20 protein-coding genes are annotated in these 24273 nt (G+C 71.5%); 11 read left to right on the top strand and 9 right to left on the bottom strand.

The genetic code is table 11. The features are described 5' to 3' along the window. The first annotated feature begins 18 nt into the window (after positions 1-18). Genes FBT69_11115 through pcaF form a run of 3 tightly spaced genes read left to right on the top strand, consistent with a single transcriptional unit; the run spans position 19 to position 3206 of the window. Entirely contained in the window at positions 19-657 is a 639-nt protein-coding gene (locus tag FBT69_11115) for a 3-oxoacid CoA-transferase subunit B (protein MDL1905341.1), read from the top strand. Then, the gene (locus tag FBT69_11110) at positions 654-1997 is read left to right on the top strand and encodes an aspartate aminotransferase family protein (GenBank protein ID MDL1905340.1); all 1344 of its coding nucleotides are present in this window, start codon (positions 654-656) and stop codon (positions 1995-1997) included. Before FBT69_11115 ends, FBT69_11110 begins: the two co-directional genes overlap by 4 nt. Before the next feature lie 3 nt (positions 1998-2000). After that, positions 2001-3206 (top strand): 3-oxoadipyl-CoA thiolase, encoded by a 1206-nt coding sequence (gene pcaF, locus FBT69_11105; GenBank protein ID MDL1905339.1) that lies wholly within the window; start codon positions 2001-2003, stop codon positions 3204-3206. A gap of 11 nt (positions 3207-3217) precedes the next feature. Here pcaF and FBT69_11100 read toward each other — a convergent pair whose 3' ends face one another. The 5 genes from FBT69_11100 to FBT69_11080 all read right to left on the bottom strand — a co-directional run bounded on the left by FBT69_11100 (position 3218) and on the right by FBT69_11080 (position 8796). Next, positions 3218-4990: an alpha/beta hydrolase gene (locus FBT69_11100; GenBank protein ID MDL1905338.1), complete on the bottom strand. Its 1773-nt coding sequence runs from the start codon at positions 4988-4990 to the stop codon at positions 3218-3220. After that, positions 4321-5592: an MCE family protein gene (locus tag FBT69_11095; protein MDL1905337.1), complete on the bottom strand. Its 1272-nt coding sequence runs from the start codon at positions 5590-5592 to the stop codon at positions 4321-4323. The genes FBT69_11100 and FBT69_11095 overlap by 670 nt, the downstream gene beginning before the upstream one ends. Positions 5593-5752: 160 nt before the next feature. After that, complete coding sequence (locus tag FBT69_11090) at positions 5753-6607, bottom strand: ATP-binding cassette domain-containing protein (GenBank protein MDL1905336.1); 855 nt, start codon at positions 6605-6607, stop codon at positions 5753-5755. Positions 6608-6671: 64 nt separating this feature from the next. Beyond that, complete coding sequence (locus tag FBT69_11085) at positions 6672-7469, bottom strand: DUF4190 domain-containing protein (GenBank protein ID MDL1905335.1); 798 nt, start codon at positions 7467-7469, stop codon at positions 6672-6674. Positions 7470-7545: 76 nt separating this feature from the next. Then, on the bottom strand, positions 7546-8796 hold the full coding sequence (locus FBT69_11080; GenBank protein ID MDL1905334.1) for a cysteine desulfurase: 1251 nt from the start codon (positions 8794-8796) through the stop codon (positions 7546-7548). Positions 8797-8898: 102 nt separating this feature from the next. Here FBT69_11080 and FBT69_11075 point away from each other — a divergent pair, with 102 nt between their 5' ends. From FBT69_11075 to FBT69_11050, 6 genes are read left to right on the top strand one after another with little or no spacing between them, the layout of a single operon-like run. Beyond that, a complete protein-coding gene (locus tag FBT69_11075; GenBank protein MDL1905333.1) occupies positions 8899-9732 on the top strand; it encodes an ATP-binding cassette domain-containing protein in 834 nt (277 codons plus the stop codon). Between the two features lie 9 nt (positions 9733-9741). Continuing rightward, positions 9742-10185, top strand: coding sequence for a D-tyrosyl-tRNA(Tyr) deacylase (locus tag FBT69_11070; protein ID MDL1905332.1), 444 nt, complete (start codon positions 9742-9744; stop codon positions 10183-10185). 29 nt (positions 10186-10214) lie between these two features. Continuing rightward, on the top strand, positions 10215-10829 hold the full coding sequence (locus FBT69_11065; protein ID MDL1905331.1) for a cyclodeaminase/cyclohydrolase family protein: 615 nt from the start codon (positions 10215-10217) through the stop codon (positions 10827-10829). A 40-nt stretch (positions 10830-10869) separates the two neighbouring features. Next, complete coding sequence (locus tag FBT69_11060; protein ID MDL1905330.1) at positions 10870-12165, top strand: stage II sporulation protein E; 1296 nt, start codon at positions 10870-10872, stop codon at positions 12163-12165. Beyond that, positions 12042-12647: a YkgJ family cysteine cluster protein gene (locus FBT69_11055; protein MDL1905329.1), complete on the top strand. Its 606-nt coding sequence runs from the start codon at positions 12042-12044 to the stop codon at positions 12645-12647. Before FBT69_11060 ends, FBT69_11055 begins: the two co-directional genes overlap by 124 nt. Then, the gene (locus FBT69_11050; GenBank protein MDL1905328.1) at positions 12644-13204 is read left to right on the top strand and encodes a YkgJ family cysteine cluster protein; all 561 of its coding nucleotides are present in this window, start codon (positions 12644-12646) and stop codon (positions 13202-13204) included. The genes FBT69_11055 and FBT69_11050 overlap by 4 nt, the downstream gene beginning before the upstream one ends. Here FBT69_11050 and FBT69_11045 read toward each other — a convergent pair. Continuing rightward, the gene (locus tag FBT69_11045) at positions 13164-15548 is read right to left on the bottom strand and encodes a glycosyltransferase family 2 protein (GenBank protein ID MDL1905327.1); all 2385 of its coding nucleotides are present in this window, start codon (positions 15546-15548) and stop codon (positions 13164-13166) included. The two genes, FBT69_11050 and FBT69_11045, sit on opposite strands and share 41 nt — an antisense overlap. 80 nt (positions 15549-15628) lie before the next feature. After that, positions 15629-16720 carry a glycosyltransferase family 2 protein gene (locus FBT69_11040; GenBank protein ID MDL1905326.1) on the bottom strand — a complete coding sequence of 364 codons (1092 nt, stop codon included), beginning with the start codon at positions 16718-16720 and terminating at the stop codon, positions 15629-15631. Between the two features lie 96 nt (positions 16721-16816). On the opposite strand from FBT69_11040, the gene FBT69_11035 reads away from it, so the two are divergent. Continuing rightward, positions 16817-18670 carry an ABC transporter ATP-binding protein gene (locus tag FBT69_11035; protein ID MDL1905325.1) on the top strand — a complete coding sequence of 618 codons (1854 nt, stop codon included), beginning with the start codon at positions 16817-16819 and terminating at the stop codon, positions 18668-18670. A 58-nt stretch (positions 18671-18728) separates the two neighbouring features. Here the strand turns inward: FBT69_11035 and FBT69_11030 are convergent, their stop codons facing one another. Both FBT69_11030 and FBT69_11025 read right to left on the bottom strand, forming a co-directional pair. After that, the gene (locus FBT69_11030; protein ID MDL1905324.1) at positions 18729-20366 is read right to left on the bottom strand and encodes a hypothetical protein; all 1638 of its coding nucleotides are present in this window, start codon (positions 20364-20366) and stop codon (positions 18729-18731) included. A gap of 272 nt (positions 20367-20638) precedes the next feature. Continuing rightward, positions 20639-21928 carry an NADH-quinone oxidoreductase subunit D gene (locus tag FBT69_11025; GenBank protein MDL1905323.1) on the bottom strand — a complete coding sequence of 430 codons (1290 nt, stop codon included), beginning with the start codon at positions 21926-21928 and terminating at the stop codon, positions 20639-20641. A gap of 148 nt (positions 21929-22076) precedes the next feature. On the opposite strand from FBT69_11025, the gene FBT69_11020 reads away from it, so the two are divergent. Continuing rightward, on the top strand, positions 22077-24263 hold the full coding sequence (locus FBT69_11020; protein ID MDL1905322.1) for a hypothetical protein: 2187 nt from the start codon (positions 22077-22079) through the stop codon (positions 24261-24263). Positions 24264-24273: the final 10 nt, after the last annotated feature.

The following is a 24273-nucleotide window of genomic DNA, read 5'->3' as shown; positions in this document are numbered from 1 at the left end:
GGTTGGAGCCGCGAGCAGATGGCTTCGCTCGTCGCCCTGGACATCCCGGACGGCACGTGCGTGAACCTCGGGATCGGCATCCCGGAACTGGTGGCGCAGCGCATGCCCCCGGGGCGCGAACTGCTGATCCACACCGAGAACGGGCTGCTCGGCGTCGGTCCCGCCCCCGCGCCGGGCGAGGAGGACGCCGACCTCATCAACGCCGGAAAGAAGCCGGTGACGGCGATCCCCGGCGCGGCGTACTTCCACCACGCCGACAGTTTCGCCATGATCAGGGGGGGGCACATCGGCGTGTGCGTCCTCGGCGCGATGCAGGTCTCGGCGACGGGCGACCTGGCGAACTGGTCCACCGGCGAGCCGGGCGCCATCCCCGCGGTCGGCGGCGCGATGGACCTCGTCGCGGGCGTGGGGCGCGTCCTCGTGCTGATGGAGCACACCACACGGCGCGGCGAGCCGAAACTGGTCGAGCGGTGCACGCTCCCGCTCACGGGCGTGGGCGTCGTGAGCCGCGTGTACACGAATCTCGCGGTGGTGGATGTCGCGGCTCGGGGGCTGGTCGTGCGAAGGCTCGCGCCGGGCGTGAGCATCGAGGCCGTGCGCGCGTGCACCGGCGCGCCGCTCATCGACGGACGCGGGGAAAGGGAGGCGGACCCATGACCGAGCCGACGCGGAGCGAGTCGCTGTACCGGCGCGCGGTGCGCGTGCTGCCGGGGGGGGTAAGCCGCAACGCGGTGCTCCGCCGCCCGCACCCGGCATACGCGGCCTTCGGCGAAGGATGCCGCCTGACGGACGCGGAGGGCGTGCGCCGCCTGGACTTCGCCAACAACATGGCCTCGCTCATCCACGGGCACGCGCACCCCGCGATCGTGCGCGCGGTCGGAGAACAGGTGCGGCGCGGCACGGCCTTCACACTGGCGACCGAGGTCGAGGTCGAGTTCGCCGAGCACATGGTCGGACGTTCGAAGGCCTTCGAGATGATCCGGTTCGTGAACTCGGGGACCGAGGCGGTCATGTGCTGCATCAAGGCGGCCCGCGCGTTCACGGGTCGGCCGATGATCGCCAAGGTCGAGGGGGCGTACCACGGGCTGTACGACTACGCCGAGGTGAGCCAGACCGCCACGCCGGCGGACTGGGGCGACCCCGACCGCCCGGCGAGCGTGCCGGTGTGCGCGGGCACGCCCGCCTCCGCGCTCGCGGAGGTCGTGGTGCTGCCGTTCAACGATCCCTCGCGCGCCGTCGCGCTGCTGGACCGGCACGCGGAGCGGATCGCGTGCGTGCTGCTGGACCCGATGCCCCACCGCGTGGGGCTTGTCCCGGCGACAGAGGCGTTCGTCGACCCCCTCCGCCGCTGGACGCGGGCCAACGGCGCTCTGCTCGTGTTCGACGAGGTCATCACCTTCCGGTGCGGCTACGGCGGGGCGCAGGAGCGCTACGAGACCCGCCCGGATCTGACCGCGCTGGGCAAGATCATCGGCGGCGGATTCCCGATCGGCGCGATCGCCGGCAGGCGCGAGGTCATGGAAGTCCTCGACCCGCTGCGCACGCCCGTGCGCTTCCCGCACTCGGGCACCTTCTCCGCGAATCCCGTGTCGATGAGCGCCGGGCTGGCTGCGATGCGCCTCTTCGACCACGCCGAGGTCGGACGTCTCAACCGGCTCGGCGACCTGGCCCGCGAGCGCATCGCAGGGCTGATCACCGAGGCAGGCGTGTCGGCGTGCGTCACCGGCGGCGGCTCGATGTTCCGCATCCACATGAAGCCCGGGCAGCCGATGGACTACCGGGCGGCGTACCCGTCGGCCCGCGAGGCCGAGGCCGCCGCCGCGCTGGTGAACGCGCTCTTCCGCGACGGGATCATGCTCATCGGCACCTGCACCGGAACGCTCTCGACGCCGATGACCGAACGCGAGATCGACGCGCTGTGCGACGCGCTGCGCCCAGCGCTGCGCGCCGTCGCTCCACTCCTGGACGCGCCGCACGCGACGGCGCGGGGAGGCTGAGCGATGCACGCGGCACTCCTGTGCGACGCGGTCCGCACGCCCATCGGCCGCTACGGCGGCGCGCTCTCGACCGTGCGGACGGACGACCTGGCCGCCATCCCCCTCGATGCGATCCTGCGCCGAAACCCGGGCCTTGACCGGTCGGCGATCGACGACGTCGTGCTCGGATGCACCAACCAGGCCGGCGAGGACAACCGCAACGTCGCTCGCATGGCGCTTCTGCTCGCCGGCCTGCCCCCGAGCGTCCCCGGCGTCACCGTGAACCGGCTCTGCGGCTCGGGCATGGAGGCCGTCGCGGCCTGCGCCCGCGCCATCGCGTGCGCCGAGGCGGACCTGGCCATCGCGGGCGGCGTCGAGAGCATGTCGCGCGCGCCGTTCGTCCTCGCCAAGGCCGCGTCGCCCTTCGCACGCGAGGCGGAACTGCACGACACCACCATCGGCTGGCGGTTCGTCAACCCGCGGATGCGCGAGGCGTACGGCACGGACTCGATGCCCGAGACCGCCGAGCGCCTCGCCGAGATGCACGCCATCTCGCGCGAGGATCAGGACGCCTTCGCCCTGCGGAGTCAGCAGAAAACCGCCGCCGCGCAGGCGAGCGGTTCGCTCGCGGCGGAGATCGTGCCGGTGCGCGTGCCGGGGCCGAAGGGCGAGGCGACGGAGGTCTCGACGGACGAGCACCCCCGCCGCACCTCGGCCGATGCGCTGGCGAGACTGAGACCGATCGTGCGCCCGGGCGGGACCGTCACCGCCGGCAACGCCTCGGGCGTGAACGACGGCGCGGCCGCGCTGCTCGTGGCGTCGGAATACGCGGCGTCGCGCCACGGCCTGCGGGCGCGGGCGCGCATCCTCGGGGCGGCGTCGGCGGGCGTCGAGCCGCGCGTGATGGGCATCGGGCCGGTCCCCGCCACGCGCCGGCTGCTGGATCGGCTCGGGCTGCGGCTCGACGACTTCGACCTGATCGAACTCAACGAGGCGTTCGCCGCCCAGGCGCTGGCGTGCACCCGAGCACTGGGCCTGGCCGACGACGACCCGCGCGTCAACCCGCAGGGGGGGGCGATCGCCCTCGGGCACCCGCTGGGCATGAGCGGGGCGCGGCTGGTCGCGACGGCGATGCACCAACTGGAGCGCAGCGGCCTGCGCCGCGCCCTGTGCACCATGTGCATCGGTGTCGGGCAGGGGATCGCAATGGCGCTCGAGCGCGCGGGGTAGCGGCGTGCGGGTCAGTCGCGCAGGCGGTCGAGGATGATCGGGATGGCGGGCGGCTCGGGCTGGGCCGCGCCCTCGAGGGCGGCCCGCACACGCTGCTCGCCCGGGAGACGCCGAACCAGCCCGCGGTGCGAGGCTTCGAGCAGCACGGTGTCCGGCGCACCCAGCCCGAGGGCGGAGTCGAGCGGCACGACACCGTCTCCGAGCGATTCAACGGCGCGGCGCGCCTCGTCTGCAAGTCGCTCCGCTTCGTCCGCGCCCAGCAGCCGGCGCGCAAGCCATGATGAGGCGAGCCACGAGGTGTCGGTGCGCTCCTCGGACGTGAGACGACCCGCGATGACCGTGAGGTGCACGCCCTCCGGGAGCGCGCGGGCGCGCAGCGACTCAAGGAACGGCGAACCGGGCATGAGGTCCGCTCCGGCCTCGCCGAGCCCGTCTCGAAGCGAGCCGAGCAGCGAGCGCGGATCCCAGCCGGGGCCTTCGAGCCAGCGCAGGGCGTGCTCGCGCACCTCGGCGAGCGCGCGAACCCGCGCCCACGGCGAGCCGCCCATCGGCGTGCCGACCGTGACGAGCCGCCGGACTTCGGGCAAGGAGAGCGGCTCGTGCTCGGGCGCGCGGGTGAGGGCGTCGAGCGCGATCAGCCCCCCCATCGAATGGCAGACGAGATCGACTCGCCCCGCGCCCGCGCAGCCGAGCAGGCGGAGTTGCGCTCGCAGGAAGTCCGCGGATCGCGCGACGCCCTGATCGTTGGGATACTCGAAGACCGCGGCGTGCAGGCCCGCGCCCTGCAGCGCGGGGAGGAGGTCGGCCCAGATGTCGCCGGGATCGTCCAGGCCGTGCACGAGAACGACGATGGAGGGGGGGGCTACGCTCGACTCGCCCAGGCGTTCGAGCTTGCCGCCGTCGCCGACGAGGTACAGGCCGGGGTCGGGCGTGAGGCGCGGCGCCGGCCCGCCGAGGAGGGCGTCGAGCCTCGCGTCGAGGTCGTCCAGGGCGCGGGCGATCTCGCTCGCGTCTTCCGGCTGTGAACGATCGGCTTGGTGACCCGCCGTCCAGACCACCGCGCCGAACGCGAGCACGCACGCGGCCAGCGCAAACCTGCGACGACGACGGCGTGTCACGGCGCCCTCTGCATCATCTGCTCGAACAACCGCTGCTCGGCCTCGGCGTACCGGGCGAAGGCCCGCACGAGTTGATCCCGCCAGCCGGCGATCTGCTCGGCCTCCGCGGCGCTGACCGTCGGGCGGGCCTGCGTCGAGGCGAGCAGCGCGTCGAGCGCCTGGCTCGCGGCACGCAGGTCGCTGACCGCCGCGGCGTAGGAGCGGGCCGAGTCGTAGAGCAGCTGCGTTTCGAGTTCCTTCGTGCTCGGGCGGTGCAGCAGGCGCCACGGCTGCGAGCGGATCTCGACCGTGGCGAGCTTGATCTGGTCCGCCGCGAGGCGCGAGTCGGCGAGGATGCCGTCGATCGTGGGACGATTGGCGCGGACGAATGCGTGCGCCTCCTCGCCAATCTCGACGAAGCAGTTCACTCCCGCGGCGGTCCTGTCGAGCAGGTGCGTGCCGCGGGGGATCCACTCGTCGTTGACCTTCGCCGTCACGGATTCGACGTTCTCGACGATGCGGTCGATGCGCGGGCGGTTCTCGTCGATCGCGCCTTTGGCGGAGTCGAGGAAGGCCTCGCCCTTGTCGAGGATGGGGCCGGCACGGTCGGCGAGGTCGCGGAGTTTGGTGCTGAACTCGTTGCTGCGCTCGATGGTCGTGGTGATGGAAGCGCTCCACTCGGGCCAGCGCTCGCGGGCGTCGCGGATCATGTCGCGGACGTCGGCGACGATCCGGCTGACGTTCTTCGTCAGGTCCGGGTCGGCGTCCTCCACGAACTTCATCATCTTCTCGGTGCCCCTGTCGAGGCGCTCGAGGATGCTCTGGAGTTGCGCGCGCTGCTCGTCGCCATAGCCCGCCTGCGCCAGCAGCGCGGGCGGCGCGATCCGACCGTCGATCGGCCCCTCGGCGGGGCCTGCGCCGGGCGTGCCGAGGCTCACGATGTTGACCACGCTCGCCGAGCCGAGCAGCGGCACTTCCAGCCGCACGACGGCGTCGGCGAAGAGGGGGATGTCCTTGCGAATCTTGATGACGACCTCGACCGCGTAGCCCGCCTCCTTGTCAAAGTCGATCTTCGTCACCTTACCGACCGGCTGGCCGCCCAGCCGGACCTCCGCATCCCGGTCAAGCCCTGTCGCCCCCTCGTGAAGGTCGAAGTGCAGCACGTACGTCTCGGTCCGCGTGATATTGACGTCCGAGAGCACGAAGCTGGCGAACACCGCGAGCGCGACGCCCCCGAGCAGGAACAGTCCCGCGATCAGGTTGTTGCGAGGATTGCTGCGTGAACTCATGCCCGACACGCCCCCTGCGCCTGCCGCACCCGGTCCGAACCGTCGCGTGCCGGCCGGATCGCGGGCCGCACGAGGCGGAGTATAACTGGCTTCACTCCCGCCGTTCCTGTCTCGCACCTCGAACGGGACGGGGTCCGGCCGGCTCCTCCGCGAACGCCGATCAGAGGTCGTCTCCGAACAGGGCGGCCTGGAACGCCGTCTCGTCGCGCCGGCTGGTGATCGGTCCCTCCGGGTCACCCCGCAGGAACTGGCGGATGAGCCGTTCGTTCTCGGGGAGGTCGCGGGCCTGCTCGCGCGGCACTTCGCGCAGGCGCTCGAACCACTCGCGCCGCTCGACCCGGAGAATCCGCCCCTTGTCCAGCATCGCCATCCGGTCGGCAATCGTGAACGCCGAATCCATCTCGTGCGTGACGACGACGCTGGTGACGCCGAGTTGCTTCGAGAGGGCGACGATCAGCTGGTCGATCTGCGCGCTGGTGACGGGGTCGAGGCCTGCGCTCGGCTCGTCGTAGAAGAGGATGCGCGGGTCGAGGGCGAGGGCGCGGGCGAGGCCGGCCCGCTTCTTCATGCCCCCGGAGATCTGGGCGGGGTACTTGTCCGCGTGCTCGCGCAGGCCGACGAGTTCGAGCTTGATCTGCACCTGGATGTCGATGATGTCCGGGTCGAGGTCGGTGTGCTCGCGCAGCGGCAGGGCGACGTTCTCCGCGATCGTCATGGAGTTGAAGAGCGCGCCGGATTGGAACAGGATGCCGAACTTCTTGCGGACCTCGTTCATCTCCTCGGGGTCGAGCGTGGCGACGTCGCGCCCGAACATCCAGATGCTCCCCTCCTCGGGGCGGAAGGAGCCGATCATCAGGCGCAGCGACGTGCTCTTGCCCGAGCCGGAGCCGCCCATGATGACCATCGTCTCGCCCGGGTAGACGTCCAGGTCGAAGGACTCGAGGACCGTCCGGCCGTCGAAGCGCTTGCTGACGCCGCGGCAGGAGATCACCGGCTCGGGAGACGGTTCGGGCACGCAAGAAATATACGGGGGTGAGGCCGGAGGGGGAAGGAGGGAGGCCGAAGGGGGAACGGCGGGATCAGCCGCCGCCCTCGTCCGTGTCCGCCGGCATGTCGGCGGGCGGAGTCGTAGGCGTCGCGGGGGGGGTTGCCGGCGTCGCGGGCGTGACCACGGGGTCGATGAGCCAGATGATGCGCGACCCGTCGCGCGAGACGACGCCGATGTTCTCGAACGCCGGGAACCCGTCCGGCGTGTTCTGCCCCTGCACCATGATGGCGATGATGAAGGTGCGGCCGCCGTCGAAGTCGGCGGGCATCGGCCACAGGCGAGAGTGATACGAGGGGGGGGCGTGCTGGATGGCCTGGAGCGACTGCCCCTCGCCGAAGTAGCGGCCCAGCGCGGACGCGAGGCCGCGGTCGGTGCCCTTGAACGCGCCCCACTCCGACTCGACCTCCGCCAGGAAGCGCGCGTGATCCTCGTCCGTGAAGGCGTTGGTGTAGGCGCGGGCCATCATGGCGCGGGTCGCCGACGGGTCCGTGCTGAACGCGCCGTCGAAGCGCGACGCGGCCTGCGTCCACGCCATCGCGCCGCCGAACCACATGAACAGCGAGAGGAGCGTGGCAATGAGGCCGATGACGATCCCGGTGATCGCCATCCCCTTGCCGCCGACGCGACCCTGCGAGCGAGAGATGCCTGGCATCGCGGCGACGCCCAGCACCACCCCCAGCACGCCCGGGCCGGGCACGCAGCAGACGATCAGCGAGAGGATCGACACGATGAGCGATCCGACGGCCAACAGGCTGGTGCGTTCGGGAGCGACCATCTCATCGCCCGGGCCGAAGTCGGAGAATCCCCGGTTGAAGTCGGACTGGCTCATGGCCCCAAGCCTACCCGAGGCCGGAGCGTGCCGCCTGCTCCCCCTTCAAGCCCCGGGTCTCAAGCCCCAAGCCCGCCTAAGCCCCGCGCCCCGAGGCCGCCATCGACCGCGACAGCACCTCGACGCACTCGGTGACCAGGTCCACGGCCCGGTCGATCTCCTCGTCGGTGGTGTGACGACAGATGCTGAAGCGGATCGTGCCGTGCGCGACCTCGGGCGCGATGCCCGAGGCGATCAGCACAGGCGAGGCCTCCAGCGATCCGGACGCGCACGCCGACCCGGCCGAGGCGCACAAGCCCCGCTCGCTCAGAAGCAGCAGCAGAGCCTCGGCTTCCAAGCGGGGGAAGCCGATGCTGGCGGTGTTCCAGACGCGGCCGCCGGGCGACTTCGGGCCGTTCACCACCGCCCCCGGGATTCGCTGCACCACCGTCCGCTCGAAGCGGTCTCGCCTCGCGCGGCAGGTTTCGAGATTGGCGGGGTCGGCGAGCCACTCGGCGGCCTCGCGGCAGGCGACGCCCGCGCCGACGATGCCGGGCACGTTCTCCGTGCCGCCGCGCCGCCCGAGTTCCTGCGTGCCGTGGATCTGCGGCCTGAGCCGCACGCCTCGCCGCGTCCAGACGACGCCGATCCCCTTGGGTCCGTGGAACTTATGGGGGCTGAAGGTGAGGACGTCGATCGGCGTCGCTTCCACGGCCGGCACGCCGCTGCCGCTCGTACATCGGACGTGCCCGTTGGAAGCGGGATCGGTGCGGGGGAGTGGGGCCGCGCTGCCGACGTTGGTCGGCATCTTCCCGACCCATTGCGTGCCGTCGCAGTGGAAGAGAACGCCGCGCTCGCGGCAGAGCGCGCCGATGCGGGCGACCGGGTGGACCACGCCGGTCTCGTTGTTCGCCCACTGCACGCTGACGAGCGCGACCGAGTCGTCCAGCAGGTCGGCCAATGCGTCCGGGTCGGCCGCGCCTTGGCGGTCGAGCGGCGCCCAGCGGACGCTGGCCAGGCCGCGCTGCTCGAGATCGTGGGCCAGTTCGCGGACCGCGCCGTGCTCGACGCGCGTGGTGACGAGCGTTCGGCGATCGCTCGCTTCGAGCGCGCCGCGGATCGCGAGGTCGATCGACTCCGTGCCGCTGGAGGTGAAGGTGATCTCGCGGGCGCGCGCGCCGATCAGGGACGCAACCTCGCGCCGGGCAATCTCAACCGCCTGTCGCGCCGCCTGCCCGGCGCGGTGCATGCTCGACGGGTTCGGCCACAGGTCGGTCAGGGCGCGGCAGACGGCCTCGACCACGGCGGGGCTGGGACGGGTGGTGGCGTTGTTGTCGAGGTAGATCACGCCAGCATCTTACCGGGCGGAACCCCGGCGACCGAACCGCGACGGACGCGGAAGGCCGCAAGGGAGGACTCCACCCCCGCCGGCGGGGCGTATCCTGCCCCCATGCCGCCCGGAACGGACTCCAAACGCGACGCGCCCGTCGAAGTGCGCACGGAAGCCCTCGGCAAGTCGTTCGGCGACCACGTCGTGCTGCGCGACGTGAACGTCGAGATCGCGTCCGGCGAGATCGTGGCCGTAGTCGGAGCGAGCGGCTCGGGCAAGACCGTCCTCCTGGACCTCATCATCGGACTGCTCACGCCCACCGAAGGGCGGGTGCTGGTGGCCGACCACAGCCGCCCGGGAGCGCCGCTCGCCGACCCCGCGACCCTGGACGACGACGAGTTCGACGCCGTGCGCCGGCACTGGGCCGTCGTCTTCCAACGCAACGCGCTCTTCTCCGGGAGCGTCTACGAGAACATCGCCCTCCTGCTCCGCGAGCACGAGTCGATGGGCGAGGACGAGATCGAGCGGCGGGCACGCACCGCGCTTGCGGCCTGCGCGCTCGACGTCGAGGACGTCCTGCACAAGGACCGCGACAACCTCTCCGGCGGGATGGCCAAGCGCGTCGCCATCGCACGCGCCATCGCCCTCGACCCCATCGTCATCTTCTACGACGAGCCGACGACCGGCCTCGACCCCGTCGTCTCCGGCGGCATCCACGAACTCATCTGGAACCTGCACCACACGCCCAGAGCCGACGGAGCACGCCGCACCACCATCGTCATCACGCACGACCGCGAACTGCTGCGCCGGCTCGCGCCGCGCGTCGTCATGCTGCATGAGGGTGGGGTGTGCTACGACGGCTCGTACGCGGGCTTCGGGCGCGCGGACTGCCCGCCGGCCCGGGAGTATCTCGAAGTGATGCCCGCCCTGCACGCACGACCGACGCCGGGGTGAGGACGACCGATGAAGTGCGTCATCCAGAGAGTATCGCAGGCGTCGCTGGACGCGGACGGGATTGCTCACGCCGCCATCGGGCCGGGGCTGGTCGTGCTCGCCGCCGTCGTCGAGGGCGACACCGACCGCGACCGGGACTGGACGGCCGACAAGATCGCCCACCTCCGCGTCTTCGAGGACGACGCCGGCAAGATGAACCGCTCGGTCGTCGAGGCCGGAGGGGGCGTGCTGCTGGTGCCGAACTTCACCGTCGCCGGCGACACCCGCAAAGGCCGCCGACCATCCTTCGACGCGGCGATGCGCCCGCCGGAAGCAGCGGCGGCGTTCGAGGCCCTCGCGGACGCTCTGCGCACACGCGGCGTGCCGGTCTCGACCGGCGTCTTCGGCGCGCATATGCACGTCTGCCTCGTGAACGACGGCCCGGTCACGCTCGTGCTGGACTCGCAGGCGTGAAACGATCCGTCTGGTAGACTCCATCTCCCATGCCCGGCCCGATCGCTGCACAATCCATCGCCGCGTTCCTGGACGCGCTCGCGTCGCGGACGCCGACGCCCGGCGGCGGGGCGGCGGCGTGCCTCACCGGAGCGGTGGCGGCGTCGCTCGCGGGCATGGTCGTGGCGTACACGCTCGGCCGCAAGGATGCCGAGCCGAACCGCGACCGCCTCGAAGACGCGGCTCGGCGCTTCGAGGCAGCACGGGTCGTGTTGCTGCGGCTGGCGGACGAGGACGCGGAGGCTTACGGCGCGCTCGCGCCCCTGCTCAGGCTGCCGGAGAGCGATCCGAAGCGGCAGGCGGACCTGCCCGATGCGCTCGAAGCGGCGATCGCCGCGCCCAGGGCTGCGATGGCCGCGTGCTCGAACGTGCTGCGCCTGCTCGAAGCCGTCGAACCGATCTCGAACCGTAACCTGCGCAGCGACCTTGCGATCGCGGCGGCGCTTTCGGCGTCGGCGGCACGGGCGGCGGCCTGGAACGTCTCGATCAATCTGCCGCTCGTCGCGGACACCGACCGTCGCGACGAGATCGAGAGCGACACCGTGACGACGCTGGCCGACCTGACCGAGCGTGCCCGCCGCGTCGAGGACCGCTGCCGAGATTGACCCGCCGGGGAACACCGCCCGAACCGACCTAGACTCGGGCATGTCCGCCGTAGACGTATCCGGGGTGGCGGAGCTGCCGATCCTGACGGAGCTGCTCCGAGAGGTCAGCCGCGCGACCCGCCCGCACGACGTGCCCGCCGCGTTCGCCCGGCATTTCTGGAAGGTCCGGCCCTACGACTACCTGCTGTCGGTGTCGGTGCGGGGGCTGCCGCGCGGGCAGTACAAGATCACGCGCCGGATCATCCCCGCTTCGAGGCAGCCGCCCGGCGCGCCCGACCCGTGGCGCGAGTGGGACACGATCCCCGCCCACGCCGGCGGATTCGTCGGCCGCGTGCTGGAACGCCCCGAGCCGCAGCTGTTCCAGCACCTGGACCTGCGCGGCGACGAGGTGCTGGGCGACGAACTGGCCGAGATGGGCAGCTGCATTGCCAGCCCGGTCTTCGACCACGGCGAGCCGCTCAACTGGACGTTCACGTTCCGGCGCGACCCCGAAGGGTTCACGAAGGCGGGGCTGGCCGAGCACGTGCTGATCACCAACATGGTCGGCGCGACGACGCGGACGCTGCTGCACGCCTCGCGGGTGGACGAGCTGAACGGCGCGCTGACGCGACAGCTTGAGGAGGTGGCGCGGGTACAGCAGTCGCTGCTGCCCAAGCGCGTGCCGAGCGTGCCGGGGCTGCTCATCGCCACCAGTTACCTGACCTCCGACGAGGCTGGTGGCGACTACTACGACTTCTTCAGACTCGCCGACGGCCGCCTCGGGGTGCTGATCGCGGACGTCGCCGGACACGGCGCTGCCGCCGCCACCGTGATGGCGATGCTGCACGCCATCCTCCACGGCTACGAGGGGCCGGACTCCTCTCCCCTTGCGGTGATGCGCTACGCCAATCGCCGCCTGCACTCGGCCTCGCTGGAGGGGAGCTTCGTCACCGCCTTCTTCGCGGCCGTGGACCCGGCGACCGGCGAGGTCCGCTTCGCGCGCGCCGGGCACAACCCCCCGCGCCACAAGCACGGGCCGAACGGGCACGTCACCCCGCTCGAAGGGGGGGGCGGTCTGCCGCTGGGCCTCGCGCCGGACTTCGACGGCGAGGAGGACGCCGTGCAGCTCGAACGCGACGACACGCTCATCCTCTACACCGACGGCATCACCGAGGCCTTCGGCCCGAACCGCGAGATGTTCGGCGTCGAACGCCTCGACGCCGCTCTCGAACGATGCTCCGGCCACCCCGAGTGCGTCGTCGAGTCGGTCCACACCGCCCTCTACGAGCACACCCGGGCACGCACACGCGACGACGACCAGACCCTCGTGGCGATGCGCTACCTGGGGAGAGTGTGAGCGAGCGGCACGGCGCCAACCGCATGGCCCACGAGTGGTTCGACAACCCGGACCCCGACACCGGCGAGGTCGGCCTCCGATTCGCCTGCACCATGTGCGGCAACTGCTGCTCAGGCCCCCCGGGCTACGTCCTCGTGAGCGACGCGGAGTGCGACGCTCTGGCGGCGCGGCTGAGCCTCGGGCGCGCGGAGTTCATCAAACGCTACACCGAGGTGACCTCGCGCGGGCGATCGCTCGTCGAACGTGAAGGCCCGCGCGGGTTCGATTGCGTCTTTCTCGACCGCCAGCGTGTCCCCGGTCGAGCCGTCTGCGGGGTGTACGAGGACCGCCCCGCCCAGTGCCGATCGTGGCCGTTCTGGCCCGAACTGCTGCGAACCCGGGACGACTGGATCCGGGCGCGCCGCACCTGCCCAGGCATCGACACCGGACGCCTGCACACGCCGCAGCAGGTGCGGGTCATCCGCGAGCGACACCCGCGATGAGCACCCCCCCGACGGACCCGTTCTCCCGGCTCCGCGCCGCCGCGCCGAACCGCGCCGACGCCGAGACCTGGCTCCGCGCCGCACGCGACCCGCAGGTCTCGGGCGAACTGGAACTCGTCTACGCGGCGGTCGCCCGCGAGGTCGGTCGTCGCAGGCCGACCTGTGAATCGTCCGGGCGGTGCTGCCGATTCGAGGCCTGGGGGCACCGTCTCTACACCACGGGGCTGGAGGCGGCGGTCACGATGGTCTCCATCGACCCCGCGCTCGTGCCCGGCGAGCGCGCCGTCGCCGATGCGCTCGCGAGGGGAGGGTGCCCGTTCCAACCCGCGACGCTCTGCGAGGTCCACCGGCATCGCCCGCTCGGCTGCCGAGTGTACTACTGCGACCCGACGGCCCGGGAATGGCAGCACGCGCTGAGCGAGCGGATGCTGCGCGAAGTGCGGACGATCCACGATCGGCACGGCGTCCCGTACCTCTACGCCGAGTGGCGTTCCCTGCTCTTCGCCCTCGCGCCGCTCACGGCCTCGGGCGGCGCGACGACAGATGCAGGCGGATGAACCGCTCCCACGCGCGGCCGTCCGGCGCGAGCCAGGCGGGAAGCGCAGCGGGCCTCTGCGACAGCCCTTCGATCGCTCCCCGCACCACGGCGGCGTGTGAACGCGGGCGCGCTCCGGCGAGCCGGTGCGCCCAGACCCAGCCGAGAGCGAGACCGAGCGCCTTCCACCGGCCGCGTCCGTGACGCCTCGCGAGCCAGACCCAGTTGCGCGTGGCGGTGCGGAACCAGCCGTCGCTCTTGCGCGCGGCTGCGGGCGAGTCGTGCTCGCACTTCCAGGCGGGGTTGACGTGGACGCCCCCCCCCGCGGCGAGCAGCCGCATGGCGAGGTCCACGTCGTTGCGGTAGAGGTAGAACGCCTCGTCGTAGCCGCCGAGGGCGCGCCACGCCGCCGAGCGCACCAGATTGCAGCAGCCCATGACGGGCCAGTCGTCGCACGGGCCTTCGAGCCGCTCGGCGAACGGCCACTCGCACGCGCCCGTCGCGGGGTGGACGGGCAGGAAGGTCACGGCCGCGAGGTCCGGCCGCTCGGCGAGCAGAGCGATGGCCCGCGAGAGGGCGTCATCGTCGGGCCGCGCGTCGTCGTCGAGGATGAGGAGCGCGTCGCCGCGCGCCTCGGCCGCCCCGCGGTTGAAGCCGGCGATCGCCTCGTTCGTCGGCAGTTGAACGAGCCGCACCCACGGCGCGACCTCGCGCACCGCGTCCGGCGTGCCGTCCGTCGAAGCGTTGTCGGCCACGACGATCTCGGCGTCGCGCGTGGTACGGCCGGCTCGCAGGCGGCCCAGCGTCTCCAGCAACGCCTCACGCCGGTTGTAACTCAGCACAACGACCGAGATCGAGAGGCCCTGCCCGCGCGAACGCCACGGCGTAAAAGCACGGACCGCGTCCGGCGGTGGCAGGCCCGCGGGTCGCGGGGGACGCGCCGCGATGCGGGACGAGAGGGCCACGCCGCGAACTCCGGTGAGCGCGGCACGCGCGAGCGCCGGCACGCGCGGCGCGCGTCGAAGCACGAATCCGCCCGGCGAGACCGCGAGCAGCATCCGCCCCGCGAGCCAGTCCGCCGGCCGACCCTTCGCCGGCACAATCGCAAGATCGACCTGCGCGCCGACGATCGCACGCCGCGCGAACGCCCGCAGGCCGGCGCGGACACGCTCGGTGCGCTGGTGGCGCGTGCCGCTCCGAATGGGCGTGAATCCCGCGGCACGGGTCTCGCGGATCGCCGTGCGAGCGGCCTCCGAACCCAGGTCGGCCGGCAGCGAGATCGTGCATCGCCGGTCGCTCGCGCCGCGCGCCGCATCCGCCAGCGCGCCGGAAAGGTCGCTCCACGGTCGCATCAGCTCGGGGGGGGGCACGCCCGTCGGCATCGGCCCCGTCGTCCGGCCACGCGCCGCGTCGCGCAGGCCCGCCAGGTGAAGCCGCGCCAGGTCCGGGCGGGCCATGAGCTCCTGGTTGACCGCCCGGGCCGTTTCGAGCAGGGCACGCCTGAGACGCACCACCGGCCCGAGGCCCAGCGCCGCGAGCGGGCCGAAGGCGTTGCGGGCCGAGTAGTACCGCTGGACGAGCGGGAAGCGGTCGAAGCGCGGGTGCATCGCGCGCGCGGCGGGCACGGCCGCGACACGCCCTCCGGTCGCGCGGGAGAGCCGCACGCACCATTCGACGTCGTCGCCGTTCAGGAACACGCGCGGCATGAGGCCCGCCCGCGCTACCGAGGCACGCACCAACGCGCAGCACGACGCGACGTAATCGCACGGCACAACCGCCGCGGGATCGTCGGGCGGTGCGCCGAGCGCAGGCGCGAACGAACCGGTGCGCCGGCACACGCGCCCGCCAACCTCGAACACCCCGCCCGTGTCCGGGTCGGCGATGGCGGCGCCGACGACGACGAGGCCCTCGTCGCGCTCCATGGCGTCGAGCAGCGCGGCCAGCGTGCCCGGCTCGACGCGCGCGTCGCTGTCCACCAGCCAGAGATAGTCGGGCGGTTCGCTCTCCGTCGCTCCGAGCGCGGACGCCATGCCGGCGTTGTACCCGCCGCTCCCGCCCGTGTTCACCGCGAGGCGCACCCACTCGACGCGGAGGCCGCCCGGCGCTCCCGCGCGCTCCAGCGGTTCGCGCGAGGCGTTGTCCACCACCAGCACGCGCAGGTCGATCGCCCGCACACCCGCCTCGCCGTCGTGCCGCGTCTCGCACCGGGCCAGATCGTCGAGCAGCAGCGCGAGATCGGCCGGGCGGTCGAAGCACGGCACGATCGCCGCGACGCGGACCGTGCGAGGCCGCAACGCCCGCGCCTCGACCGCGACGGGGCGGTCGAGCGGCACGACGCGCGGCGTGCTGGTCAGGCCGGGTTCCACGGCCGAGTGTAGGTTCTCTCCGACGAGGCGCGACCGTGAGGGAGCGGTACCGGTGCGCCCCGCCCGCGCGAACCGTACTCTTACGACCGCGGCTCATCGCGTCGCGGCAGCAGCCCTCTGACGGAGCGCAGCATCCAGCGCGCACCCCCCGCGATCGGCCCCGGCATCGCGTCGATGACACGGTGCATGGCGCGGCTGAAGCGAACCGTCGTCATCGACTCGAAGCGCCCGACCTTCTCCCTGGCCTGTTGCAGTTCGGCGTGCAGGCAGGCCGCCTCGGCCTCCAGCGCGACGACCCGCGCCCGCGCCTCCGCCGCGGCCGCCTGCGCCGGCCCGAGGGCGGCCCACGCCTCGCGCAGGTGCATCAAGGGGATCGGCATCCCTGACTCGTCGAGCCAGTTGCAGTCGAATCTCCGCAACATCGAGTTCTCCCGCGTCGCGATCGCCTCCATGTGCCGCTCGTAGTGCGCGCGGTTGCGTTGGATGATCTTCGCGTACAACTCGTCGTGCCGCGCCACCGCGTCGAAGATCATGGTCGAGTGCGAGTGCCTCCGCCACACGAAGAGCGGCTCGGCGACCCGCACGCCCCGCCACCCGCGCACCGACATCCGCACCCACAGTTCCCAGTCCTCGTAGCCGCCCACCATGGTCTCGTCGAAGCCGCCGACGGCCTCGAACCGCTCGCGGCGCACGAGACAGGTCACCGGGTGCAGGTTCGTGATGAGCAGCAGCAGCGCATCCCACTCGGGAACGCGCCAGATGCCCTCGCCCAGCCCGACCAGCCTCTCCTGGCAATAGGCGTGGCTCGCGTCGTCGCGCCCGGCGGCACGCTCCGCGACGAGCGCGGCGGCGAGCGTGCGCACGAATGCCGGCTCCACCCAGTCGTCAGCGTCGAGAAAGACGAGATAGTCCGTGCCTGCCGCGCGCGCGCCCGCGTTGCGCGCCGAGGGCAGGCCGCGGTTCGGCTGGTGAATGACGCGGACGCGGTCCGCGCCGAACCGGCCGAGGAGCGCATCGCACGCGGCGGGGGTCGTCCCGTCGTCGGACCCGTCGTTGACGACGACGGCGCGCGTGTCGGCGTCGTGCTGGGCGAGGGCCGAGGCGACGGCGTCGGCGACGAACGCGCCGTGGTTGAAGCACGGGATGACGAAGGTGACGCTCGGCGCGCCCATGGTCGCCTCCGCCCGCGCCGTCGCCGCACGGGTCGCCCAGCCTATCCACACCCGCAGGCCCCGACCAACGCCCGGACTGGCCGGGAACCCTCGCGGGTGCCATACTCAACGCTCATGCGCGACTTCCGGCGCTTCGCCCGACAATCCCTGCGCTACCGCGGCACGGTCGCGCTCGCGCTCCTCTTCGCCGTGCTCTCGGCGAGCGGACTGGGCGCGGGCCTCGTCGGCATCATCCCCGTCCTCCAGAACATCCTCCAGGACGGGCACACCCTGCGCACGCTCGCGGCGAGAGTGAACGAAGCGCCGTGGATGCCCGACGCGCTGCGGATGTCCGACGCCTTCATCGCCTCGCTCACCCAGGACCGATTCAAGACCGTGCTCGTCATCATCTCCGGGCTGGGCGTGCTCACGCTGCTCGGCGGCACAGCCAACTTCCTGCACGCCTACTTCTCGCTCGCCGTCGTGCAGCGAACCGTGACGAAGGTTCGCCGCGACGCCTTCCACCGCGTCATCCGGCTCCCGCTCAAGCGCGTGGTGGCGGGGGGGGCGAGCGACATCGTGAGCCGCATCGTGAACGACACCGCCGCGCTCGGCGCGGGGCTGACCGCGCTGCTCTCGCGCGCCGTCGCCCAGGTCACGAAGGGGATCGCCGGGCTTACCGCCGCCTTCATCGCGGACTGGCGGCTCGGCCTGGTCTCGGTCGCGGTCGCGCCGCTGCTCTACACGATCATCCGGCGCCTCGGCAAGCGCATCCGCCGGGCCTCGCGCGAGGCGCTCCGCTCGCAGGCCGGCCTCTACGGCGCGGCGAGCGAGGCGTTGCAGGGGCTGCGCGTCGTGAAGGTCCACACCACCGAACGCTACGAGGCCGGACGCTTCCACCGCATCAACAAGCAGGTCATGCGCGAGATGCTCCGCGTGCGCACCGCCCGCGCTCTCGCCAGCCCGCTCGTCGAGGTCGTGTCGATCGTCGTGCTCGGCTTCCTTGCGCTCGTCGCCGCCAAGGCCATCATCGACGGCCAACTCGACCCCTCGCGTTTCATCACCGCCCTGATCGCGCTGGGAGCGGCGGGCGCGTCGCTCAAGCCGCTCACGGGCCTCGTGAACGACATCCAGAGTTCCGCCCCCGCCGCCCAGCGCCTCGCGGAACTCCTCGACGCCGACCCGGAGCCGGGGCACGACAGCCGCCTCCCCCGACTCCCCAGGCACCGCGAATCGATCGCGTTCGAGGGCGTGGCGTTCACCTACCCCGGCGCGGGCGAGCCCGCCCTGCGCGGCATCGACCTGCGCATCCCCTTCGGCGAGCGGGTGGCGTTCGTCGGGCCGAACGGCTCGGGCAAGACCACGCTGCTCTCGCTGGTGCCTCGCCTGTTTGACCCGGACGCGGGGCGCGTGCTCATCGACGGGCGCGACATCCGCGAGGTGGGAGTGCGCAGCCTGCGCAGGCACATCGGCGTCGTCACACAGGAGGTCGTCCTCTTCCGCGGCTCGGTCGCCGCGAACATCGCATACGGGGCGGAGGGCGTGACGCGCGAGCGCGTCGAGGAGGCGGCCCGCAAGGCTCGCGCCGACGAGTTCATCCGCCAACTCCCCAACGGCTACGACACCGAACTCGCCGAGCAGGGCCTGTCGCTCTCGGGCGGGCAGCGCCAGCGGCTGGCGATCGCCCGGGCCATCCTCCGCGATCCCGCCATCCTCATCCTCGACGAAGCCACGAGCATGATCGACGCCGAAAGCGAGGCACGCATCGCCGAGGCGATCGCCGAGTTCCACGGCGGGCGAACCTGCCTCATCGTCGCCCACCGGCTCAGCACCGTGCTCAACGCCGATCGCATCGTCGTGCTGGACGCCGGCCGCATCGTGGACCAGGGGCCGCACGGCGAGCTGATCGCACGATGCGAGACCTACCGGCAACTGGTGCGCCACCAACTGGGCGGGAGCGGCCAGCAGTGACAACGGGGTGTGGCCTTCAAAGCCCCGCCCCGGATCGCTCTGGAGTGTTTCGAGCGCGTCAGTCGCCGGCGAGTCCGCCGCCGAACAGGTCGTCGCTTTCGTTGGAGTCGGGGATGCCGGGGGAGTTCTGGTGCCAGATCTGGCTGGCGACGGGCATCGTGCCGTCGAGGCCGACGCCGGCGGCGAGGTTGCCGTAGGTCACGAAGACCGCGCCGCAGTTGCCGACGACGCCGAGATCCTCGCCGCGGGCGCCGATGACGAGGTCATCCGCGCCGTTGCCGTCAAAGTCACCGACGGCGAGCGCGAAGCCGAAGTAGTCGGCAGCCTCGTTGGAGTTGGGCACGGCGGGCGAGTCCTGGTGCCAGCCCTGCGCGACGACCGTCCCCGCGGTCTCAAGCCCGAGACCCGGGCCGGCGCCGTAGATGACGTTGACGTATCCGCAATCGTTGATGGCCTTGACCTCCTCGAACGGCACGCCAACGGCGAGGTCGTCGAAGCCGTCGCCGTTGAAGTCGCCGACCGCGAGAGCGTAGCCGAAATTGTCATGCGCGTCGTTCACCTCTGGGATGCCCGTGACGTTCTGGTGCCATATCTCGGCGGCGACGGCGGCGAATGCATCGAGCCCGACGCCCGGCATCGGCACACCATAGATCACGTTCACCGCGCCGCAGTTGGTCTTTGCCCCGATGCTCTCGTATGGGACGCCGATGGCGAGATCGTCCGCGCCGTTGCCGTCGAAGTCGCCGGCGGCGAGCGTGAGGCCGAAGTTGTCGAAGGGGTTGGCGACCTGCGGAACGCCGGGGGAGTTCTGCGTCCAGACCTCGGGCGCTGTGGGTGCGGCCGGATCGAGGCCGAAGCCGGACATCGCGTACACGACGTTGACCATGCCGCACGCGCCCTTGCCGGCGAAGGTCTCGAAGGGCGCGCCGATGACGAGGTCGTCGAAGCCGTCGCCGTCGAAGTCGCCCGCGGCGAGCGAGTAGCCGAACATGTCGGTCGCTTCGTCGGGGTCGCCGAGCACACTCTGGACGAACATGGGAATGCCCGGCCCGGCAGGCATGAGGCCGGCGGGCGAGCCGAAGACCTGGTGCACGACGCCCTGCGAGGCGAACGAGATGCTCTCGCCCGGCGCGCCGATGGCGAGGTCATCGAACCCGTCGCCGTTGAAATCGCCCGTGGTGAGCGACCAGCCGAAAAGGTCTCCGGCTTCGGGCGTGTCGGGCATGCCGCCGAGGCCCTGCATGAGAACGGGCGGGCCGAGCGGGGCAAGCCCGGTCGGTGAGCCGTAGAGGACGATCACGAGGCCGGCGTCGGCCGCGCCGCCGACGTCCTCGTTGGGCGCGCCGATGGCGAGGTCGTCGAAGCCGTCGCCGTTGAAGTCGCTCCAGGCCATCGAGAGGCCGAAGGTGTCGCCTGTCTCGACAGGGTCAAGGCCGAATGTCGCCTGAGTGATCTGCACCGCTGGGAGCGGGGCGAAGGCGCCCAGTCCCACGCCCGGACCCGCCCCGTAGATGATCGTGACCGCTCCTGCACCGGCGGCCGCGCCGATGGACTCGCCCGGGGCGACAACGGCCAGGTCGGCGATGCCATCGCCGTTGAAGTCCTGGGCGACCGCCGAGCCGGCAGCCAGCACAGTGGCCGCGGCCATCGCCAGGGGGCCGCGGGGCAGAGAGTGATTCGTTCGGGCGGCGTTCACGGGTCTCTCCTTCGTGGTTGCTGGTGGCTGCGTGGCGGCAACCGGATTGCCGTCAAGGGGCCAGCGACGAAGGAGGGCGGAGGTCACGGGAAGAGCCAGCAAACAAGGCGTTTCCCCTTGGAGTCCGCAGGTTTCCTCCAGTGGGACAGGGGAAATGGAGTTCGAAATGGAGTGGCAAATGGAGCGGCGTGAAACCTCGCTCGCGCTCTCTCGCTCTTGCGCAATCTGCACGCGGTATCGCGAGCATGCGGGCTGGCCGCTGGCGCCTTCGACTACCTGTCCAGTTCCGCCGCGACGATGTTCAGCGAGCCGAGGATCGCCACAACGTCGGCCAGCATGTGGCCCTCGGTGAGCATCGCCATGACCTGGTAGTTGATGAAACTCGGCGGGCGCGTCGCGGCGCGCCATGCGCGGGGCGAGCCGTCGGAGACGACGTAGTACCCCAGTTCCCCGTTGGCCGTCTCGTTCGCTCCGTAGGCCTCGGCGACGGGCGGCTCCCAGCCCCGGTTGGTCATGATGAGTTCGAAGTGCTGGATCAGGCCCTCGATCGAGCCGTAGACGTCCGCCTTCGGCGGCTTGACGAGCTTGCCGTCGGGGAAGGTGTTGACAGGGCCGGCGGGGATGTCATCGATGAGCTGGTCAATGATCCGGACCGACTGCTTGATCTCCTCGACGCGCACCAGGAAGCGGGCGTAAACGTCGCCCTCCTCGGCGATGGGCACGCTGAACTTGACCGCGGGCGCACCCTGCCCGTCCCAGTTGTCGGCATAGCAGAGGTAAGGAGCGTCCTTGCGCAGGTCGCGGCGCACGCCGCTGGCGCGGGCGACCGGACCGGAGATCGACCACGCGATCGCCTGGTCCTTCGTCAGCACGCCGATGCCGCGGGTACGATCGATGAAGATGCGGTTGCGCTCAACGAGCTTGACGAGGTCGTCCACGGCGCGCGGCAGGTCATTGTGGATGAAGTCCTTGACCATGGTCTTGAAGACGCGCTCGTCGGGGAGGTCCTGCATCAGGCCGCCGACGCGGGTCCAGTCGGGGTGGAAGCGCTGGCCGGAGATGAAGTCGCACAGGTCGTAGATCTTCTCCCTGGGGTTGAAGGCGTAGAGGAAGCCGGTGAACGCGCCGAGATCGAGGGCGGCCGCGCCGACGCACAGCAGGTGGTCCTGGATGCGGCCCAGCTCCGCCATGATGGTGCGCAGAACCTTGCACCGGGGCGTGATGTCGATGCCGAAGAGCGTCTCGACCGCGTGGTGCCAGCAGATGTCGTTCGCCACCGGCGAGAGGTAGTTCATCCGGCTGACAATGGTGACGTACTGGTTGTAGTCGAGGTGCTCGCCGAGTTTCTCGAACCCGGAGTGCAGGTAGCCGATGTGCGGCGTGCACCGCGCGATCCGCTCGCCGTCGAGTTCGAGCACCAGGCGCAGCGTGGTGTGCGTGGCCGGGTGCTGCGGGCCGAAGTTCAGCACCCAGCGGTCGCCCGTGTCCACGTGGCGCGACAGATAGTCGGTGCTCTCGGCGTCAACGGTGAAGCCCTGCTCGGGGCGGATCGTGTACGGCATGGCGTGGTTCCCTGGGGCGGGAGTTTAGGCGGAGGCCGAGGGAGGAAGTCCGAAGCGCGAGAGCGGACGGACGGTGGGCCGGGCATGGCGGTTCGTATACTGGACGCCTCCGGCTTGTTCGATCCAGGACCGATCACGCGAAGCACCCGTGCCGACGACGAAGCCACCAACGACGAACGGCTCGACGCCCGCAGCCGGATCGGACACCGCACCGCGCTGGCTCGACCCGGCGACGCTCGTCGCCTCGTGCTGGAGGCTCCGCGTCCTGCTGCCAGCGCTGCTGCTGCTCGCCGGCGCGGCCTGGTGGCTCGGCCGAGAGTGGTTCGTGGCGCGCGAGGTCACGCTCGAGGTTCTGGTGGTCGCGGCGGGCAGCGAACCCGCTCCGGAGGCCCGGGCGGAGTACGCCGTCGAGTGGCGGCGGTCACGCGACGGGATCGTGAACGGATCGTGGCTCGACGCGGTCGCCTTCGAGCCGGACGGCGGCGATGCCCCACGGACCGTCGAGTTTGATGCGCCCAACTATCGCACCGACTATTACGCGCTGCGATGGGTCGATCCGCGCGTCGGGAATCTGCGCGTCGAGCGCGCCATGGAACGCACGCTGCTCTTCGGCGTTCCGAGCCGCCGAGCATCGCTCGCCCCGCTGCCGGATTCGGTTGCCATCGAGAGCCTGCGGTTCGCTGGTCGGCCCGAGGTCAGCGCGGCCGGCGTCGTGGGAAGCCCGGCGCTCCGCGCGCAAGACCACGTGGCAGGCGTCGCGGCGTGCTACGCCGCGCTGCTGGCCTTGGCCGGAGCGGTCCAGGCGGCGCGCCGACTCGCACGCCTGGCACCGAACTGGCTGCTCCTCCCGGAGTCGATCGCACTGGCCGCGATCGTCGGGGTGCGCGCCTGGGTCCTGTGGTTTACGCCCATGATGATGTGGTCGGACTCCGCCCACTATCTCTTCAACGCGCACAGGCTGCTCACGGAGGGGCGGTTTGTGCTCGCCGATTTTCACTTCATGGTGGGATACTCCGTCTTTCTCGCTCCCTTCATCCGGCTCTTCGATGACTTCTCCCTGCCGCTCGGGATCGCGCAATCGGCGATGGGCGTCGGGACGGCGTGGATGTGCCGTCTCATGCTCCGTCCCGTGCTGCCGAGGCCATGGCCGGTCGTGGCGATGCTGCTCGTCGGACTGGACCCGGACGCGATCGCGTACGAACGGTGGGTGCTGACCGAGACGCTCTCGTTGTTCCTCGTGACGCTCATCGGCTGGCTCGCCGTGCGCGAAGTGCGCCGCCCCGTGGAGGGCGTGCGCGGCTCGCTGGCCGGCCTCGGACGCGCCGTGCTGCTCGGCCTGTGCTGTGCCGCCGCGATCTACGCCCGCTCCGCCCTTCAGACGCTGCTGGTGCTCGTGCCCGCGATGCTCATCGGCGCGCGCCTGCCGCGCCTTCGCCCGGTGCACGCGGCTCAGGGACTGGTCGTTGCCCTGGTCGCGCTGGCCGCGCTCTCTCCCTGGATGTCGCTCGCCAAGCGAGAGCACGGACGCTACGGGATGGCACTCTCGTACAACTTCTCACGGCTCCAGATGGCGCAGATGTCGGGTGCGATCGACGCCAACCAGACCGGCGTGTTCTCCGCCGCCGACTGGGAGCGCGTCCGGAAGCGCATCGACGCCGGGCAAATGAGCCCGTGGACGTTCGCCAACGAGGTCCGCTCCGGCGACGTCTTCCCCAAGGCCGAGGGGCAGACCTGGCTCAACCGGCGCGAGGCCCTCCACGGCGAGATCGTCGAGGAGTCCTTCGCGCGACGGCCCTACGCGCGCGGACGCGCCGTGTGGATCGCCCTCACGACGCAACTGGGCCTGTGGACCAAGTGGGAACACGAACGAACGAACACCACCGTCGAGACCTTCACCGCGCCCTTCCGCGGCCACCCTCACGGCGCCTCCAACATCCCTGACCCGAGCGTCAACCGCAACTGGGCCGGGACCGACCTCGGGCCGAGGATGCAGCGCGACATCGCCTACCTGCGGACGAGCGCCTCCGCTCGCTATTTCGACGAATGGGCGACCGGGTGGCGACTGCTCCGCCCCTTCATCGGCGCGTTCTTCCTCGTCGGCGTGGCCGCGGCGTTCTTCTCCCGGGAGTACGGCGTCTTCTCGCTCGGGATGATCGTGCTCGGGGGCGTGCTGGCGGTCTCGCTCATCATGCTCGGCGCGATCGAGCGCTACCGCGTGGTCTATACGGGACTGATGGGCATCGTCGCCGTGTACGGCATGGCGACCGTCGCCCGGTGCGCTCGCCGGAACGACGACGCACAGCCGGGTACGCCCAGCGCGCAACCCCGGCCCTGATCGGCCTCGC

Origin of the sequence: Synechococcales cyanobacterium CNB (assembly GCA_030263455.1) — a bacterium.
In the GTDB taxonomy this organism is placed as follows: Bacteria; Planctomycetota; Phycisphaerae; order Phycisphaerales; family UBA1924; genus CAADGN01.
The sequence above is the reverse complement of the archived record's forward strand: the minus strand, read 5'-3'. Positions and strand labels throughout refer to the sequence as shown.

What these genes read in the sequence shown, in the direction of transcription:
- FBT69_11070 (MDL1905332.1), top strand. Translation starts at nt 9,742, where the DNA reads ATGAAGTGCGTCATCCAGAGAGTATCGCAGGCGTCGCTGGACGCGGAC.
- FBT69_11110 (MDL1905340.1), top strand. Translation starts at nt 654, where the DNA reads ATGACCGAGCCGACGCGGAGCGAGTCGCTGTACCGGCGCGCGGTGCGC.
- FBT69_11050 (MDL1905328.1), top strand. Translation starts at nt 12,644, where the DNA reads ATGAGCACCCCCCCGACGGACCCGTTCTCCCGGCTCCGCGCCGCCGCG.
- FBT69_11065 (MDL1905331.1), top strand. Translation starts at nt 10,215, where the DNA reads ATGCCCGGCCCGATCGCTGCACAATCCATCGCCGCGTTCCTGGACGCG.
- FBT69_11085 (MDL1905335.1), bottom strand. Translation starts at nt 7,469, where the DNA reads ATGAGCCAGTCCGACTTCAACCGGGGATTCTCCGACTTCGGCCCGGGC.
- FBT69_11095 (MDL1905337.1), bottom strand. Translation starts at nt 5,592, where the DNA reads ATGAGTTCACGCAGCAATCCTCGCAACAACCTGATCGCGGGACTGTTC.
- FBT69_11075 (MDL1905333.1), top strand. Translation starts at nt 8,899, where the DNA reads ATGCCGCCCGGAACGGACTCCAAACGCGACGCGCCCGTCGAAGTGCGC.
- FBT69_11025 (MDL1905323.1), bottom strand. Translation starts at nt 21,928, where the DNA reads ATGCCGTACACGATCCGCCCCGAGCAGGGCTTCACCGTTGACGCCGAG.
- pcaF (MDL1905339.1), top strand. Translation starts at nt 2,001, where the DNA reads ATGCACGCGGCACTCCTGTGCGACGCGGTCCGCACGCCCATCGGCCGC.
- FBT69_11115 (MDL1905341.1), top strand. Translation starts at nt 19, where the DNA reads ATGGCTTCGCTCGTCGCCCTGGACATCCCGGACGGCACGTGCGTGAAC.
- FBT69_11060 (MDL1905330.1), top strand. Translation starts at nt 10,870, where the DNA reads ATGTCCGCCGTAGACGTATCCGGGGTGGCGGAGCTGCCGATCCTGACG.
- FBT69_11055 (MDL1905329.1), top strand. Translation starts at nt 12,042, where the DNA reads ATGCTCCGGCCACCCCGAGTGCGTCGTCGAGTCGGTCCACACCGCCCT.
- FBT69_11040 (MDL1905326.1), bottom strand. Translation starts at nt 16,720, where the DNA reads ATGGGCGCGCCGAGCGTCACCTTCGTCATCCCGTGCTTCAACCACGGC.